This is a genomic window from Stomatobaculum sp., from assembly GCF_057248925.1.
Genome location: NZ_DBHIHF010000009.1, coordinates 77,619 through 94,186 on the forward strand (window position 1 = coordinate 77,619; position 16,568 = coordinate 94,186).

Here is a 16,568-nt window from a genome sequence, read left to right on the forward strand (position 1 = left end):
CCTGCAATTTCCTTCAAGAATTGCTCCCGGAGCGTGGACATTTTAGAGTCTGTATTTTATGATTGGGAACGACACTATACCGTTTCTCCCGGAAGGAGGCTTGTCAAGTCATGAGACACATGCTGAAACCCTTGGATTTTTCCGTCGAGGAGACCGCCGAGCTGCTCTCTCTCGCCGGACGCATTGAAAAAAATCGAGCTGCCTATGCAAAGGTAATGGAGGGAAAGAAGCTCGCGACACTCTTCTATGAGCCGAGCACCAGAACACGGCTTTCCTTTGAGGCAGCGATGTTGAACCTCGGGGGATCTGTTCTCGGCTTCCAGTCCGCCGATGCGAGCTCTGCAAGTAAAGGAGAGAGCGTCGCCGATACGGTTCGCGTCGTTTCCTGCTATGCCGACATTATTGCCATGCGTCACCCCAAGGAAGGTGCACCGATGGTTGCCAGTGAGTTTTCCCGTGTGCCGATTATCAACGCGGGGGATGGCGGCCATCAGCATCCGACACAGACACTGACGGATCTCATGACCATACAGTCTCTGAAGGGACGGCTTGATCACATGACGGTCGGACTCTGTGGCGACCTGAAGTTTGGCCGCACAGTTCATTCGCTAATCAGTTCCCTGATTCGTTACCCCGGCATTCGCTTTGTGTTGATTTCGCCGCCGGAACTCCGGATTCCGGGCTATATCCGGGAAGATGTGCTCGAAAAGAATCAGATTCCGTTTACCGAGGTCGATAGTCTGGAGGCCTCCATGCCGGATCTTGACATACTCTATATGACGCGCGTGCAGAAAGAGCGTTTTTTCAACGAGGAGGACTATATCCGTCTGAAGGACAGCTATATTCTGACTGAGGAGAAGTTGAAAAACGCGAAGGCGGATATGTTCATCCTGCATCCGCTGCCGCGTGTCAATGAGATTGCGGTGGAAGTGGACAAGGATCCCCGCGCAGCGTATTTCAAACAGGTACAATACGGTGTCTATGTCCGCATGGCGCTTATCATGAAGCTTTTGGAGGTAAAAGAGACATGTTAAATATCAGCGGCCTCTCAGAGGGCATTGTCCTGGATCACATCAAGGCGGGCAAGAGCCTCGATATTTACTATCAGCTCGGTCTCAACAAGCTGGATTCTCAGATTGCGATTATCAAGAATGCGCACTCCCAGAAAATGGGAAGAAAGGATATCATCAAGGTGGAGGGGGATGTGCTCGACCGCATTGACCTTGATGTCCTCGGTTACATTGACCACAGTATTACGGTCAACATCATCCGCGATAGCAAGATTGTCGAAAAGCGTGTACTGCGACTGCCAAAGCAGATTACCAATGTGATTCACTGCAAGAATCCGCGCTGCATTACTTCGATCGAGCAGGAACTTCCGCATATCTTCTATCTCTCCGATCCGGAGCGGGAAATATATCGCTGCCGCTACTGTGACGAGCGCTACACTGACAAGACGCGCTGAGTCCCGTTTCCTTTTTGTAAAGTACTTGTCAGACTCTGCCTTTTGTTATACGATGCTAATTAGCAACCACTATCTTGCATTGTATCAGGAGGTATGACATGAAAAATCTGGATTGTTACCTTTCCAATCTGATGATCGGAAACATCAAACTTCACAACCTGCATTGGAATGTGACGGGGCTCACATTCAAAGCAGTGCACGAGTACCTGGAGACTCTCTACGAGGACAGCTTTGAGAAGTATGACGAGGTCGCGGAACTGCAGAAGCAGTTCGGACATCCGGTGCTCGCCTCTGCCAAGGACTATCTGGAGAATACCAGCCTAAAGGAGCTTGGCAATGCGGAATACAGCCCGCGCGAAGCAATCGAACTCGCAAAAGAGTATATCGAGACCATGCGCGCACTTGCGCTGACGATTCGCGAAGAGGCGCAGAAGGAGGATTGCTTTGTTTTAAGCAACCTGATGGAGGATCATGTCACGGGATATGACAAGCACCTCTGGTTTCTCAGCAATATGCTGAAGTAATCGATGGAACAAAAAAACAGAGCGAATACAGTCACTGTATTCGCTCTGTTTTTTTGTTTAAGAGAAAGACGGGCGATAAGCCGGGTTATGTCGTGGATGATCATCTATCTAGCTGTGCCGTTACCGGCATAGTCGAGCAACCTACCCGGACAGAGTTGTCTCGAGAGACAACCGACGGGCCGTCGATCTGTCCTGTTCGGTCTTGCTTCGGATGGGGTTTACATGTGCCCCGGATGTTACCACCCGGGCGGTGGTCTCTTACACCGCCTTTGCACCCTTACCGGCCTTGGCCGGCGGTTCTTTTCTGTTGCACTTTCCTGGGAGTCGCCTCCACCGGACGTTATCCGGCATCCTGCCCTTTGAAGCCCGGACTTTCCTCACCTGCAGTCTTTCGTCTCTGCAACCGCGATCATCTGCCCATCTTTCGATATGCATTATAGCACAGTCTCCGGTGTTCGTATACAGACTATGCACCGTAGGCGCTGCCGCCGATAAATTCTCGTAACAGGGAAGTTGCCGGAATTTCCTCGGACGGAAAAGTCAGAAAGTAGCTCAAAAATTTCAGGAGTCGCTTTGCCTCCAGGAAAGAGGGGTGTTCTTCCGGAATGTCAAAGAGCAGAGCCTCCGCATAGGGCTTTAGGGCTGCTGTCTCATAGGGCAGGGCTGAATTAAAAACATCATCCGCATTCTCCTGATAAGGAAAGATATAGCGTGTCTCTCCCGCGCTGACGGAAGCCCAGCGCGCCAGACTCTCGGCTGCATTGTTGCCGCGAAGTCTTGCATCCCGCACAATTCGACGCAAAATACGGGCATCGCCGGTCGGAATGCGGTTATGGGCATCCAGGTTCAGCTGTGTCAGACAGCTCACATAGATTTTATGTTTTTTTTCGACCGGAATCGAAAAAGACAGCGCCTCATTGAGGCAGTGAATTCCTTCGACCAGCAGAATATCCGACGGCGAACACTGTAAAAAGTCTCCGCTGTAGCGCCGCTCGCCCGAAATAAAATCAAACCGCGGCAATTCGACGCGTTCCCCGCGGAGCAGTGCATTCAAATCGCGATTAAAACAGTCGACATCCAGCGCTCCGAGGGACTCGAAGTCGAAATTCCCTTTTTCATCGCGAGGTGTATCGCTCCGGTTTTTAAAATAGTTGTCGACTTCAATCGCATGCGGAGTCTTGCCGAGTGCCGATAGCTGGGTGGCAAGGCGACGGGCAAAGGTTGTTTTGCCGGAAGAGCTGGGACCTGCAATCAGTACAATCCGCACGGCATTGCGCCTGCAAATCTTTTCCGCCAGATCCCCGATGCGTTTTTCCATCTGGGCTTCCGCGCAAAGAATGAGTTCTTTCATTTTTCCGGAAGCTGCGCGCGCATTGAGTGCGCCTACAGTCTCAATCTTTTGCCGGGAGAGGTTCTCCCGACTCTCTTCCATTGCCCGGAAAATTTTTTGCGAAGGCCGAAACACGGCGAGTTGCATGGGAAGTCGCTGTGCGGGGAGGCAGAGCATAAAGCCGTCTTCGTACGGTCGCAGTGAAAAGACAGTGAGATATGAACTGTCCGGAAGCATATAGCCGTAAAAGTAATCTTCATATTCGCCGAGGCGGTATAGATTTACCGAGGAATATATGCGAAAGCGAAGTAATTCCGCTTTGTCTTGCATGCCTCGCGCCGCAAAGAGTCGTATCGCCTCGCGCGTCGGTACGCTGCGTTTCTCAATGGGGTGTGCGGCAGCGACCAGCGTGCGCATTTCCGCTTCAAGGCGTGCGAGTTCTGTCTCTGTCACCGCCTGTCTGCCTGCAATACGACAGCGCAAGGCGCCGCTCTCTTTATAATCAATCCAGACAGCTGCATTTCTTTCACCGTAGAGGTTATGATAGGCGGCGAGCAGAAGTAAAATCGCACTGCGCTCGTAACTCTGATATCCTGCCTTATCCTGGATGGTCAAAAAGCGGAGTTCCCCCTCCTCTTCCACGGTCGTTCCGAGCTCATGCAGAATACCGTTTAGCGTCACAAGCAGAATGGGCGAAGTATATCCGGACGAGAACTGTTTTGCAAGCTCCAGGAAACGGGTGCCCTTCGGAACTTCGAATGTTTTTCCGTCCAGTCTCAGTTTTAATTGTTGTTTCATCTCTCAATCCTCAAAGCGCGCCAGCGTTTCTCCGAGCAATTCCAGACTTTCACACAGTTCCTCTCGCTTTTTTGCCAAGGCTGGGCGTGTTGCCGCATCCGGCAACTGCGCCAAAATCAACCGCTCTTTCCGGAGTCGCTCCTGCAAATAAGTGCGAAGCAGCGGATGCCGCTTAAGCAGCAGTCTGGGACCGAAACGGCGCGAAGCCGCAACGGAAAATCCTGCGGAAAGGGCTTCTCGATAAGCAGCTTCCCCGTCTCCGTTTTCACAGATCAGAATGACATAGTATTTGCTGTCTTCAACGAGCAACTGCTCGTCCGTAAGCTGAAAATCATGTGCCGCGAGATAATCCCGGAAGGCTTCCCATTCGGTGTGCGGAGAGAATACATAACGCGTTACAGACGCCCGAAAAGCAGGCCCCGGCCGTCCGCCTTCCGCAAGACCTCGTGTCAGAATGTTCTGCATGAGTTGCCCGCCCATCCCCGCAATCAGCACACAGTCTGCTTCACCGGGCTTCAGGGCGGCAAAGCCGTCGGATTGCCGCAGGGAAACAACCTCGGAGAGTCCCAGAGAAGCGAGATTCGCGGCAGCGCGCGCCAGCGGCCCTGCACCGATATCAAGCGCTATGGCATTTTGGATGTGTCCGCGTTGTAAGAGATCTGCCGGAATCCAGGCGTGATCTGTTCCGATGTCTGCGAGTACAGAACCTGCGGGGACCAGATCGGCGAGCGCCCGGAGGCGTGCGGATAAATGTACTTGTTCTTCTCCCATGTGTCACCTCCGGATGCTAAGCTTTAAGTGTTGGAGCTCTGCTTTTTCCCGCATGGCGGCCTGTAACTCTTCTGCAGTACTGCTGTTTCGAAGTTTCCGATCGGCCGCATCTTTTCGGATGCTGCGAATACAGTCAAGAATCGCCTGATCTTTCTCGGCGACGGAGAGGGTCTCCCCGGGTGCTGTGTGAAAAACGGAAGTTACAAGGCTTTCCTTCTCACTGTCTTCCACATAGTCGTTCAAAAGAGCTCCGATATCTGACTTGCCGTTCTGCAACAGTTCAAAGACTTTTTCGGCGAGTTCCCGATAAAAAGCGTCTGTAAAATCGGACGGAGAAATCCATGCCGAAAGCTGGGAATACAGCGCAGGTTCTTCCGCGAGAAAGGCGAGTAACAGTTTCTGACTTTTCTGCGAAGCATTCTCTCTGTCCCTTCGGACATTTCGTTGCGTTCCCGGGCCTGGTCTCGGACCTACCTCACCGCTTGCTGTCATGCCGGAAGCACCGACGCGGTTGACCAGCTGCCGGAGAGCATCCGCCGGAATCATCTGCTCTCTCGCTACGGCATCGATATAATTATTTCGCTCGAGCGGTTCGGAAAAACCTGCGAGCAGAGCTGCGATTTCTTCATAAAAGCGCGTTTTTTCAGCCGGATCCCGGAGGTCGTGCTGTGTGGCCAGAATCTGTACTTCCCAGAGAACCGCATTGCGCGCTTCCCGAATGCGCTCTTCGTAGGCTTCCCGGCCGAGCGCTTTGATAAATTCATCCGGATCCTTATACGGCTTCATCGAGAGAACCCGAGGCTGCAACATAGCACTCCGAAGCATGGGAATGGCACGGCGCGCTGCTTTAATGCCGGCATTGTCCGAATCATAGCTTAAAATTGCGACAGTCGCGTTTGGCAGTGTTCTCTTGATATGCAGAATCTGTTGTTCCGTGAGAGCTGTTCCGAGAGAGGCGACTGCGCTCGCAAAGCTCGCCTGATGCAGGGCAATCACATCCATATAACCTTCACAGAGAATAATATACGCTTCGCGTTTGCGCCGCGCATAGTTGAGTCCGTAGAGATTTTTGCTCTTGTCAAACAGTTTGGTCTCCGGTGAATTCAGATATTTCGGCTCTCCGTCTCCCATGACGCGACCGCCAAAGGCGATGACACGACTGTTGCTGTCCATAATCGGGAACATCACGCGATTCCAGAATTTATCCCGGGCGCCCCTCTCTTCGATGGTTACAAGACCCGATTCTCGCAGTTCCGCATCCGTATAGCCTTTACTCTTTAAGTAGTGATAGAGTTCGCCCGGGCGTTTGCTTGAAAAGCCAAGCCCGAAATGCCGTATCGTTTCATCGCTGAGGCCTCGTTCTTTCAGATACCGGTAGGCATGCAAACCTTCTTCGGTGTGCAGCAACTGATAAAAATGAGTTGCCGCAACTTTATGAATTTCAAGCAGCCGCTCTTTTAAACTGCGCTCCCGCAGTTCTTCTTTGCTTGCTTCGCGCTCCGGCAGTTGCATACCGGCACGTGCGGCGAGGGAGCGCAGAGCTTCCGGAAAGGAAAGATTTTCATAGTCCATCACAAAACCGATGACGTTGCCTCCCTTTCCACAGCCAAAGCAGTGATATGTCTGGCGATCCGGAGATACGGAGAAGGAGGGCGTTTTTTCCGAGTGGAAGGGACAAAGTCCCACATAGGTTTTGCCTCGTCGTTTCAACGCGAGGTGTTCGGAAACAAGATCCACAATGTCATTTCGTGCGCGTACTTCTTCAATAACCTCTTTGGAATAATACAAGTTTAAACCTGCTTTCTCAATGCAACTGCTTATAACACGGTCCAAGCACGCGGTACAAAGAGCTCTCCGAAAATGCGGACTGCGTACTGGTCACTCATTCCCGCGATATAGTCACAGACGGTTCTCTCGATGGGCTGATCGAGTTCGGACATAAAGTACCGATACTCTTCCGGCATCTGTTCCGGATATTTTAAAAAATATTCATAGAGGCGTGCAATCATAGCTTCTGCCTTGCCCTCCTCCGCTTTGGGCGCACTGCCCCGATAGACATGCTGAAAGAGCCAGGCCCGAAGCCGCATCATAATTTGAAAGCGCTCCGCGCTCATGTTGACGGAATCAGCAGCGAGACTGGTGTGAATCACATCTCGTATCATACAGTTGAGTCTGTCTCTCACACTGTGACCGAGCGCATCTGTAAATTCCGCGGGGATATCTTCCTCCCGAAATATGCCTGCGCGAATCGAGTCGTCGATGTCGTGGTTAATATAGGCAATTTTATCCGCAAGGCGGACAACAGCCCCCTCATAGGTGCGCGGCGTGCTGTGTGTTCCGTGGTTTCGGATACCGTCTCGCACTTCCAGTGTCAGGTTGAGCCCCTTTCCGCGCTTTTCTAAGAATTCAACGGTTCGCACACTCTGTGCACTGTGTTTGAACCCGCCCGGGCAGAGGCCGTTCAGAACGCGTTCTCCCGCATGCCCAAAGGGCGTATGACCGAGGTCGTGTCCCAGCGCAATGGCTTCCGTGAGGGTTTCGTTGAGATGCAGGCACTTCGCGATGGTGCGTGCAATTTGTGAGACCTCCAGCGTGTGTGTGAGACGCGTGCGATAGTGATCGCCCTCGGGGGCGAGAAACACCTGCGTCTTGTGTTTCAGACGGCGAAACGCCTTACAGTGCAGAATGCGATCGCGATCGCGCTGAAAACAGGGGCGCAAATCGTCTTCGGCCTCTAAGCGTTCTCTTCCGACCGAGTCCCGGCTGAGCGTCGCATACTTCGATAAAAAGCGGCTCTCTTCCTCTTCCAGCTCTTCCCGTATGGTCATATCACTGCCTCCTCTCCGGCAATTCCACAGTTTCATTCTATCAGAAAAAGCACCGGATTGCCCGGTGCTCATTTCGTGCAGAGAAAGGGACTTGAACCCTCATGACATTGCTGTCACACGGACCTGAACCGTGCGCGTCTGCCAATTCCGCCATCTCTGCGAACAAAGAGATTTTACCAGAGCTGCGGGAAGCTGTCAATTACTTTAAAATCAAAAAAGCACCGGACTCTCCGGTGCTCATTTCGTGCAGAGAAAGGGACTTGAACCCTCATGACATTGCTGTCACACGGACCTGAACCGTGCGCGTCTGCCAATTCCGCCATCTCTGCGAACAAAGAGGATTCTACCAGAGAGGCGAAAGGCTGTCAATTGTTTTTTCTGTTTTAACTCACTTTGCGTGACGTTTCGGGTCATGGAGTTTTTGATTCATTTTCTGCGCCAGTTTTTTATGGTGCTTGTAAAAACCGAACCAAATACCAAAGGCAATCAAAAGCTGTTCTGCGGCTATCTTGGCAATCATGAGGAATCCCTGTTCGCGCGGAATCCAGCCCACAACCCATGAGGTAAGCAACAAGATCATACAACCGCTTCCCATATGAATCATAATTTGTACGGGAAGAGACAGTTCCTCTCTCTCATAGACAACCGCCGGCAAGCCGAAACCGAGTCCTATCACCAGTGTGCCCAACGCCATTTTGGAAAAACCGTAGTGATACAGAGTCGTTGTTCCGCCGTTGACACAATCAAAAATGACTCCGGTCATCACAAAGAGAATTGCCGCAAAACCGATTCCGTACAGAGCGGAAATAAATAGCTGATGCCTCTGTTCTTTCATAAGAAACTACCTCCTCCTTTATAGCCCCAAATAGCGTTTAAATGCGGGCAGATACTTTCTGGAAATATAGTCCCGCTGTCCGTTTTTCATGACCAGTACCATGACCCCACCGAGACTCGGCGCGACATAATCGAGCAGTTGCAGATTGATGATAACTCCTTTTGAGATACGCATGAAGTTTTTGCCGAGAAGACGCTCCAATTCGTAAAGTCTTCTGTTGCTCCGATATTGCCTTTTGGCGGTATAGAGAGTCGTTTTATCTGACTCTGCACGAATCAGATAAATATCCTCCGGATGCAGCATGACAATCTTTTCCTCTTCTGCGGCGGAAATCAAATCCGCGCGCTCCTCTGTAAGCAGGTGCACGGCTCGTTGCACTTCGTCGGTAACTTCTTCTGTGTAGATTACGGCAAACGGCGCTTTCAAATCCGGCTGCAATTTTATTTCTACCTTCATGTGCTTCTTCCCTCCTCTCTGTAACTGAAGTATAGCGAAAGTCCTAAGGCTTGTCTCATTCTTTCCGCCAAGCGGGTATTTCGGCGCGGTAAGCGGTACGAAAATGCGGTTGACATGTTTCGGAATAAAAAAACAGACCTCTGCCGCTCCGTTGCCGGAGGCAAAAGTCTGTTTTTTATCGCCGCTACTTATGCAAGCGCCTTCTTTGCAGTCTCCACGAGCTTTGCAAAGCCCTCAGCGTCGTTGATTGCGAGTTCGGAGAGAACCTTGCGGTTCAGAACGACATCAGCCTTCTTCAGACCGAACATGAACTTCGAGTAAGAAATCTCGTTCATTCTGCAAGCTGCGTTGATTCTTGCAATCCAGAGCTGACGGAACTGTCTCTTTCTCTGCTTTCTGCCCTCATACGCCGTGCTCAGCGCTCTCATGACAGTCTGCTTTGCAATTCTGTACTGCTTGGAACGTGCGCCTCTATAGCCCTTAGCGAGCTTTAAAACTCTGTTGTGCTTTGCCTTCGCGTGCATCGCGCCTTTCACTCTTGCCATCTTGCTTCCTCCTTCTTCACGTCAAGTCCGATTATAAATACGGCAGAATCTTCTTCATGACCTTCGAGTTCGTGCTGTCGGTCACGATGTCTTTTCTCAGATTTCTCTTGCGCTTCGTGGACTTCTTCGTCAAGATGTGAGACTTGTACGCCTTGTTCCGAATCAGCTTGCCGCTACCGGAAACTTTAAAACGCTTTGCTGCTGCTCTGCTTGTCTTTACCTTCGGCATGATACTTTCCTCCTTAGTTCTTCTTTGCGCTCATAAACATGACCAACGTTCTGCCCTCAACTTTCGAAGGCTTGTCAATCACGGCGATATCAGCGAGTGACTTCGCGAAATCATCCAGGATATATCTCGACTGGTTCATGTGCGACATTTCTCTGCCGCGGAAGCGCAGTGTTACCTTTACTTTGTTGCCCTTCTCCAGAAACTTTCTGGCAGCATTGGTTTTTGTGGCCAGATCATTCGTGTCGATATTGGGGGACAAACGCACTTCCTTCAATTCAACAATCTTTTGCTTCTTCTTGGCTTCCTTGTCCCGTCGTATCATCTCATAGCGATATTTCCCGTAATCGATGATCTTGCAGACAGGCGGTTTTGCCATCGGGGAGATGCAGACCAAATCCAGTTCTGCCTCTTCCGCAATTTTCAGAGCATCCTGCGAGGACATAATTCCAAGCTGCTCTCCGTCTGTCCCGATGAGACGAACCTCACGGAAACGTACCTGTCCGTTAACCAATGACTCGCTGATAGCTGAACACCTCCATTTATGCTGCAGCTGCTGCTGCAATAAAAAGACATGGCAGCAGTTCCTGCCATGTCTAAAGTAAAGGTCATCAAAAGGAAAGATGAATCCACTTTATGAACCCGGGTCACAGATATGTGCCGAGGTGAGGCAAGCCTGCTTTCTTGATAAGTACAACGATAGTAGTATAGCGATACTTTCGAACTCTGTCAACTCTTTTTTCGATTCCTACGACTTTTTGTGATGCTTGGTTGCCAACCGTATGCGGAATCACTTTCTCAGAGAGTATATACCAGAACAAGGCAGGGTGTAAAGAACAACACAAAAGGAGCTGTGACGCCGCACAGCTCCTTCCGTTTTACTGCTCTTCTCTTTTTCGCCGAACCACAACTTCTGCGGGCAAAAGTCCGAGAGCCGAGCTCCGCAGGCCGTCTGTCGCGGACGCCTCACCGGTCTTCGGCAGGCGGCGCGCCTTCCCGTTCGAAGTCTTGCCCCGTGTGGGGCGCATTTTCTTACCGGAACTGCTCGGCGCAAGCCGGTTCTCTTCAGCCTGTCTCGCAAATTGCTGCGGAATCGGTTCAAGTTCCGAAGTCTGTTGCACTTCCGTACCGGGCACTTCCGCACCGTTCGTTGCGGACGGGGATTGTCCTTCCGTGCCCGCTCCTGTCTTGTTGCCGGAGCCGCTGCCGTTTTTGCCGCTATGCGTTCCGCCGCCACCTGTGCCGCCGCCTCCGATGTTATCGGTATCCTGGTCTTTCTGATAGCGCGCCACAAGTGCAATATCATGAGTGGTGCCGGCCGGTATCGTGTTGATGAATTTGCCGCCGACCTGTTGCCAGGTCCAGAAGCGAACCCCTTCTTTCACCGTGCCAAGGAGAGGAACCTCATCCTCGATGGTAAAACTGCTCGGATTCTGAGAATTGTTGATACCACCCACCGTGTCATAGGTAATGCGATAGCGAATCGGCTCCCAAACTGCCCGGAAGGTCACCTCGCCGTCGCTCTCCGCCGGGATACTGTTGACTGCGACGCCGGGTGCGGAACTCTTCTCCCACCGGATAAAGGTGTAGCCCGGGCGGGAGGGCGTCGGCAGCGTAATTGTCGCATCCTCAATGGTATAGGAGGTCGGAAGGTTCGAAAGACCCTGAATCGGACTGTTTCCGGTCTCTCCGAGCTCAAAGCGTATGCCGTAATGGTTGACCGTCCATCCCGCGGTGAGATTTAGGTTGCCCGTAGTTCCCTCCGGAATGCGCGTGACCGGCTGACCGTTTACAAGCCAGGTACCGGTATAACCGCGGCGCACCGGCGGATCCAAGTTGATCTCATCTTCTACCGTAAAGCTCGGAATACTGCCCGTCGGGGAAGTCGGCGCACCGATACCGCCGCCGGGATTCAAATCATAGCTCATGCTGTAAGAAGTGAGCGACCACTTTGCATAGTAGGTCTTCGACTCTGCGTCATGTGTGTGCAACGTCGTGATCGGCGTGCCCGTGAAGGCAGCATTGTCATACCAGCCGAGGAAAGTCGCTCCGTTTCTTGTCGGCACCGCCAGTGCAAAATCCGCATCCTCGACGGTGTAGCTCGCCGGTCCTACGGTACTTGCCGGACTTGCGGGTCTGTCGTTCAGCACATAGCTGATAGTATAGACACTGGGCTGACTCCACTTCATGTAGAAGTGTTTGTCTTCGAGATCCTGAACCCGAAGTCCCGTCACGGGATGCGTGAGTGCAGCATCGTCAAACCAGCCCTCGAAGGTATAACCCGGGCGGATCGGCGTTGCAAGCGTAAAGTCGGAACTCAGGACGGTGTAAGAAGTCGCTGTGTTCGGATTCGTCGCCGGATTTGCCGCTGTGTCGTTTGCGTGATAGTAAATCTGATAGCTGTTCGGACTGCCCCAGCGCGCATAATAGTGCCGGTCGGTTGCATCCATGCTGTGAAGCGTTGTGACAGCCGTGCCCGAAAGAGCTACATTGTCAAACCAGCCGAGGAAGGTGTAGCCCGGGCGGGTTGCCGGCTGAAGTGTAAGGTCCGAATCGAGTACCGTATAGCCGGTGACTGTATTCGGATTGCTTGCCGGATGACCCACCGGTGTACCGTCGTTCAAATCCCAGCTCACCGCATAAGTCTTCGGTGCGTTCCACTTTGCATAGTACTGCTTATTCTCTGCGTCCATGGTGTGAAGGTTCGTGACCGGGGTTCCGGTGAGCGCTGCGTTATCATACCAGCCCTCAAAGTCATAACCGGTACGCGTTGCCGGATGGACGGTGATGTCCGCATCCAGCACGGTATAAGTGGCGACCGTGTTCGGATTCGTTGCCGGGTGACCCGCCGGCGTGCCGTCGTTCAAGTTCCAGTTCACCGTGTAAGTCTTCGGTGCACTCCACTTTGCATAAAACTGCTTATTTGACGCATCGCCGGTCGAGAAGCCCGTGACAGGAGATCCGGTGAATGCCGGGTTATCGTACCAGCCCTCAAAGTCATAGCCGGCCCGCGTCGCCGGCGCCAAGGTGACATTCGGATCCAATACCGTATAGCTCGTCACGGTGTTCGGATTGCTTGCCGGATGACCGGCCGGTGTGCCGTCATTTAAATCATAGCTCACCGCAAAGCTTAACGGCGCGCTCCACTTGGCATAAAACTGTTTCGGGCTCGCATCCGTGGCCGGGAATGAGGTGATTGCCGTTCCGCTGAACGCGGGATTGTCATACCAACCGTCGAAGGTATAGCCGTTTCTGCTCGGGGGCAGGAGGTTGATGTTGCCGCCGCCGTTTGTGAGCACGTCGTAGCTCGTCGGGTTGGCAGCCGGATTGTTTGCCGACTGTCCCGCGGGCGTTCCGTCGTTCAGCTGATAGCTGATTGGGTAGGAAATCGGCGTGCTGTCCCACTTTGCATAATACTGCTTATTCTCGGCATCCATGGCGTGCAGCGTTGTGACCGCTGTTCCCGTGAGTGCCGGGTTGTCGTACCAGCCAAGGAAGCGAAAACCTGTCCGCGTCGCCGGCTGAATCGCGACATCCGCGTCCAGAACGGTATAAGTTGCTACCGTGTTCGGATTCGTTGCCAGATGACCCGCCGGGGCACTGTCGTTTAAGTTCCACTGCACCGTATAGTTCTTTGCCGCACTCCACTTCGCAAAGTACTGCTTATTCTCTGCATCCATGGTGTAAAGGTTTGTGACCGGAGATCCCGTGAACGCTGCATTGTCGTACCAGCCCTCAAAGTCATAGCCCGTCCGCGTCGCCGGTTGAATGGCAACATCCGCATCCGTGACGGTATAGCTTGTCACCGTATTCGGATTGTTTGCCGGGTGACCCGCCGGTGTACTGTCATTTAAGTTCCACTGCACCGTGTAGTTTTTCGCTGCGCTCCACTTTGCATAGTAGTGCTTATCGGCTGCATCGCTCGTCGGGAAGCCGGTCATCGGCGTGCCGCTGAATGCCGCGTTGTCGTACCAGCCCTCGAAGTCATAGCCGGTACGCGTTGCCGGCGCCAGGGTGACATTCGGGTCGAGCACGGTGTAGCTTGTCACCGTGTTCGGATTGGTCGCCGGGTGTCCCGTGGGTGTGCCGTCATTCAGGGTATATGCGACCGCATAGTTGTTCGGCGCACTCCACTTTGCGTAGAAAGTCTTTGCCGCCGCATCCATGGCCGGGAAACTTGTTATCGGCGCACCGGAGAAGGCAGCATTGTCGTACCAGCCCTCAAAGGTGTACCCGTTCCGGCTTGCCGGCAAGAGGTTAATGTTGCCGCTGCCGTTTGTCAGCACGGTGTAGCTCGTGAGATTCGCTGCCGGGTTGGTCGCCGGGTGCCCCGCGGGTGTGCCGTCATTCAGCACATAGTTAATCGGGTAGCTGTTCGGCGTTGCACTCCACTTCGCAAAGTATTGCTTATTCTCTGCGTCCATGGTGTGCAGGGCTGTGACCGGCGTCCCCGTAAAGCTCGGGTTGTCGTACCAGCCCTCAAACGTATAGCCGGTCCGTGTTGCCGGATGTACGGTGATGTCCGCGTCCTCAACGGTATAGCTTGCGACTGTGTTCGGATTGGTCGCCGGGTGACCCGCCGGTGCACTGTCATTTAAGTTCCACTGCACCGTATAGTTCTTTGCTGCGCTCCACTTTGCATAATAGTGCTTATTCGTGGCATCGCTCGCCTGGAAGCCCATAATCGGCGTGCCCGTAAAGCCCGGGTTATCGTACCAACCCTCAAAATCGTAACCGGTCCGCGTTGCAGGAGCCAGCGTGATGTTCGGGTCAAGCACGGTGTAGCTTGTCACGGTGTTCGGGTTCGTCGCCGGATGTCCCGCAGGGGTGCCGTCGTTCAGCGTGTATTGCACCGTATAGGAAAGCGGTGCGCTCCACTTTGCGTAGAAAGTCTTGGGCGCCGCATCCATGGCCGGGAAACTTGTTATCGGCGTGCCCGTGAGCGCTGCATTGTCATACCAACCGAGGAAGGTATATCCGTTTCGCAGCGGGTTTGCCACCGCAATCGGGCTCGGCAGAGTCTCAACTGTGTAGCTCGTCAAATTGACCGCCGGATTGGTCGCCGGATGGCTCGCGCTGTCATTCAACACATAGTTGATCGGATAGCTCTGCGCCGCACTCCACTTTGCATAGTAGTTCTTATTTTCCGCATCCATGGTGTGAAGCGAGCTGACCGGTGCGCCCGTAAAGCCCGGATTATCATACCAGCCGAGGAAGGTATAACCTGTCCGCGTCGCAGCTGCGATTGCAAAATCCGCCTCGGTGACATTATAGCTGAGCTTCGTGTTCGGGTTGATCGCCGGATGGCCGGAAGGCGTCACATCATTCAGATGATAGCTGACACTGTAGGAATCCGGGGTGCTCCATCTCGCGTAGTAGTGCTTATTCTCCGCATCCATGGTGTGCAGATTTGTGACCGGGGATCCCGTAAACGCGGGATCCGCATACCAACCGAGGAAGCTGTATCCTGTTCGCGTCGCCGGCTGAATCGCCACGTCCGCATCGAGCACGGTATAAGTTGCCACCGTGTTCGGGTTGCTCGCCGGATGACCTGCGGGAGCACTGTCATTCAGCTCCCACTGCACCGTATAGTTCTTCGCCGCACTCCACTTTGCATAGTACTGCTTATTCTCCGCATCCATGGTGTGCAGGGTGGTGACCGGCGTTCCCGTGAGCGCCGCATTGTCATACCAGCCCTCGAAGTCATAGCCGGTCCGCGTTGACGGGCGCAGTGCAACATCCGTATCCAGTACGGTATAGCTTGTGACCGTGTTCGGATTGCTTGCCGGGTGACCCGCGGGCGTGCTGTCGTTTAAGTGGTATTGCACACTGTAATTCTTAACTGCGCTCCACTTTGCATAATAGTGCTTATTCGTTGCATCGCTCGTCGGGAAGCCCGTAATCGGCGTGCCCGTGAAGCCCGGGTTATCGTACCAGCCCTCAAAGTCATAACCGGTACGCGTTGCCGGCGCCAGGGTGACGTTCGGGTCAAGCACGGTGTAGCTTGTCACGGTGTTCGGATTGGTCGCCGGGTGACCGGCAGGCGTGCTGTCATTCAGCGTATAGGTCACGCTGTAATTGTTTGCACTGCTCCACTTTGCATAGAAGGTCTTGGGTGCCGCATCCATGGCCGGGAAGCTCGTTATCGGCACGCCGGAGAAGGCAGCATTGTCATACCAGCCCTCAAAGGTATAGCCGTTTCGAAGCGCCGGCAGGAGGTTAATGTTGCCGCTGCCGTTTGTGAGCACCGTGTAGCTTGTGAGGTTCGCAGCCGGGTTGGTCGCTTGGTGACCCGCAGGGCTTCCGTCGTTCAACACATAGTTGATTGGATACGAATTCGGCATGCTGCTCCACTTCGCAAAGTACTGTTTATTCTCTGCGTCCATGGTGTGCAGGTTCGTGACCGGCGTTCCCGTCAGTGCTGCGTTGTCGTACCATCCGAGGAAGGTATAGCCTGTCCGCGTTGCCGGATGGATGGTGACATCCGCATCCAGAACGGTGTAGCTTGCGACCGTGTTCGGATTGCTTGCCGGGTGTCCTGCCGGTGTGTTGTCATTCAGATTCCACTGCACCGTATAGCTCTTTGCCGGACTCCACTTCGCAAAGTACTGCTTATTCTCTGCGTCCATGGTGTGCAGATTCGTGACCGGCGTACCCGTGAACGTCGCATTGTCGTACCAGCCGAGGAAGTCATAGCCGGTGCGCGTTGCCGGCTGAATGGCCACATCCGCATCCGTTACGGTATAGCTTGTGACAGTATTCGGATTGTTTGCCGGGTGACCCGCCGGTG

At 53.3% G+C, this 16,568-nt stretch carries 13 protein-coding genes, 2 tRNA genes and 1 other RNA gene; 3 read left to right on the forward strand and 13 right to left on the reverse strand.

The features are described 5' to 3' along the window. The first annotated feature begins 110 nt into the window (after positions 1–110). The 3 genes from pyrB (at position 111) to ACO4XG_RS04690 (ending at position 1,989) form a co-directional block, all read left to right on the forward strand. Positions 111–1,034 carry an aspartate carbamoyltransferase gene (gene pyrB, locus ACO4XG_RS04680; protein WP_308508251.1) on the forward strand — a complete coding sequence of 308 codons (924 nt, stop codon included), beginning with the start codon at positions 111–113 and terminating at the stop codon, positions 1,032–1,034. Continuing rightward, positions 1,028–1,465: an aspartate carbamoyltransferase regulatory subunit gene (locus tag ACO4XG_RS04685; protein ID WP_009532096.1), complete on the forward strand. Its 438-nt coding sequence runs from the start codon at positions 1,028–1,030 to the stop codon at positions 1,463–1,465. The genes pyrB and ACO4XG_RS04685 overlap by 7 nt, the downstream gene beginning before the upstream one ends. Before the next feature lie 98 nt (positions 1,466–1,563). Beyond that, positions 1,564–1,989, forward strand: a complete 426-nt coding sequence (locus ACO4XG_RS04690; RefSeq protein WP_308508250.1) for a Dps family protein — start codon at positions 1,564–1,566, stop codon at positions 1,987–1,989. A gap of 60 nt (positions 1,990–2,049) precedes the next feature. Here the strand turns inward: ACO4XG_RS04690 and rnpB are convergent. From rnpB to ACO4XG_RS04755, 13 genes are all read right to left on the reverse strand, one after another. Further along, positions 2,050–2,414: RNase P RNA component class A (gene rnpB / locus ACO4XG_RS04695), an RNA gene on the reverse strand. A gap of 41 nt (positions 2,415–2,455) precedes the next feature. Then, the gene (locus ACO4XG_RS04700; protein WP_308508249.1) at positions 2,456–4,117 is read right to left on the reverse strand and encodes a nucleoside kinase; all 1,662 of its coding nucleotides are present in this window, start codon (positions 4,115–4,117) and stop codon (positions 2,456–2,458) included. 3 nt (positions 4,118–4,120) lie between these two features. Next, positions 4,121–4,888 carry a tRNA (adenine(22)-N(1))-methyltransferase gene (locus ACO4XG_RS04705; RefSeq protein ID WP_308508248.1) on the reverse strand — a complete coding sequence of 256 codons (768 nt, stop codon included), beginning with the start codon at positions 4,886–4,888 and terminating at the stop codon, positions 4,121–4,123. Between the two features lie 3 nt (positions 4,889–4,891). Next, positions 4,892–6,676 (reverse strand): DNA primase, encoded by a 1,785-nt coding sequence (gene dnaG / locus ACO4XG_RS04710; protein WP_308508247.1) that lies wholly within the window; start codon positions 6,674–6,676, stop codon positions 4,892–4,894. 29 nt (positions 6,677–6,705) lie between these two features. After that, positions 6,706–7,716, reverse strand: coding sequence for a deoxyguanosinetriphosphate triphosphohydrolase (locus ACO4XG_RS04715; RefSeq protein WP_308508246.1), 1,011 nt, complete (start codon positions 7,714–7,716; stop codon positions 6,706–6,708). A 76-nt stretch (positions 7,717–7,792) separates the two neighbouring features. Continuing rightward, positions 7,793–7,876 (reverse strand) — tRNA-Leu (locus ACO4XG_RS04720). Positions 7,877–7,961: 85 nt separating this feature from the next. Then, positions 7,962–8,045, reverse strand: a tRNA-Leu gene (locus ACO4XG_RS04725). 59 nt (positions 8,046–8,104) lie between these two features. Next, on the reverse strand, positions 8,105–8,551 hold the full coding sequence (locus ACO4XG_RS04730) for a DUF3021 domain-containing protein (RefSeq protein ID WP_308508245.1): 447 nt from the start codon (positions 8,549–8,551) through the stop codon (positions 8,105–8,107). An 18-nt stretch (positions 8,552–8,569) separates the two neighbouring features. Further along, entirely contained in the window at positions 8,570–9,007 is a 438-nt protein-coding gene (locus ACO4XG_RS04735) for a LytTR family DNA-binding domain-containing protein (protein WP_308508244.1), read from the reverse strand. A 188-nt stretch (positions 9,008–9,195) separates the two neighbouring features. Continuing rightward, entirely contained in the window at positions 9,196–9,552 is a 357-nt protein-coding gene (rplT, locus tag ACO4XG_RS04740; RefSeq protein WP_308508243.1) for a 50S ribosomal protein L20, read from the reverse strand. Positions 9,553–9,583: 31 nt separating this feature from the next. Further along, on the reverse strand, positions 9,584–9,781 hold the full coding sequence (gene rpmI / locus ACO4XG_RS04745) for a 50S ribosomal protein L35 (RefSeq protein ID WP_009532085.1): 198 nt from the start codon (positions 9,779–9,781) through the stop codon (positions 9,584–9,586). Between the two features lie 13 nt (positions 9,782–9,794). Then, positions 9,795–10,292, reverse strand: coding sequence for a translation initiation factor IF-3 (gene infC, locus ACO4XG_RS04750; protein ID WP_040799300.1), 498 nt, complete (start codon positions 10,290–10,292; stop codon positions 9,795–9,797). Positions 10,293–10,656: 364 nt separating this feature from the next. Next, positions 10,657–16,568 (reverse strand): InlB B-repeat-containing protein (locus ACO4XG_RS04755; protein WP_308508242.1); only part of this gene is annotated, 5,912 nt, incomplete at its 5' end.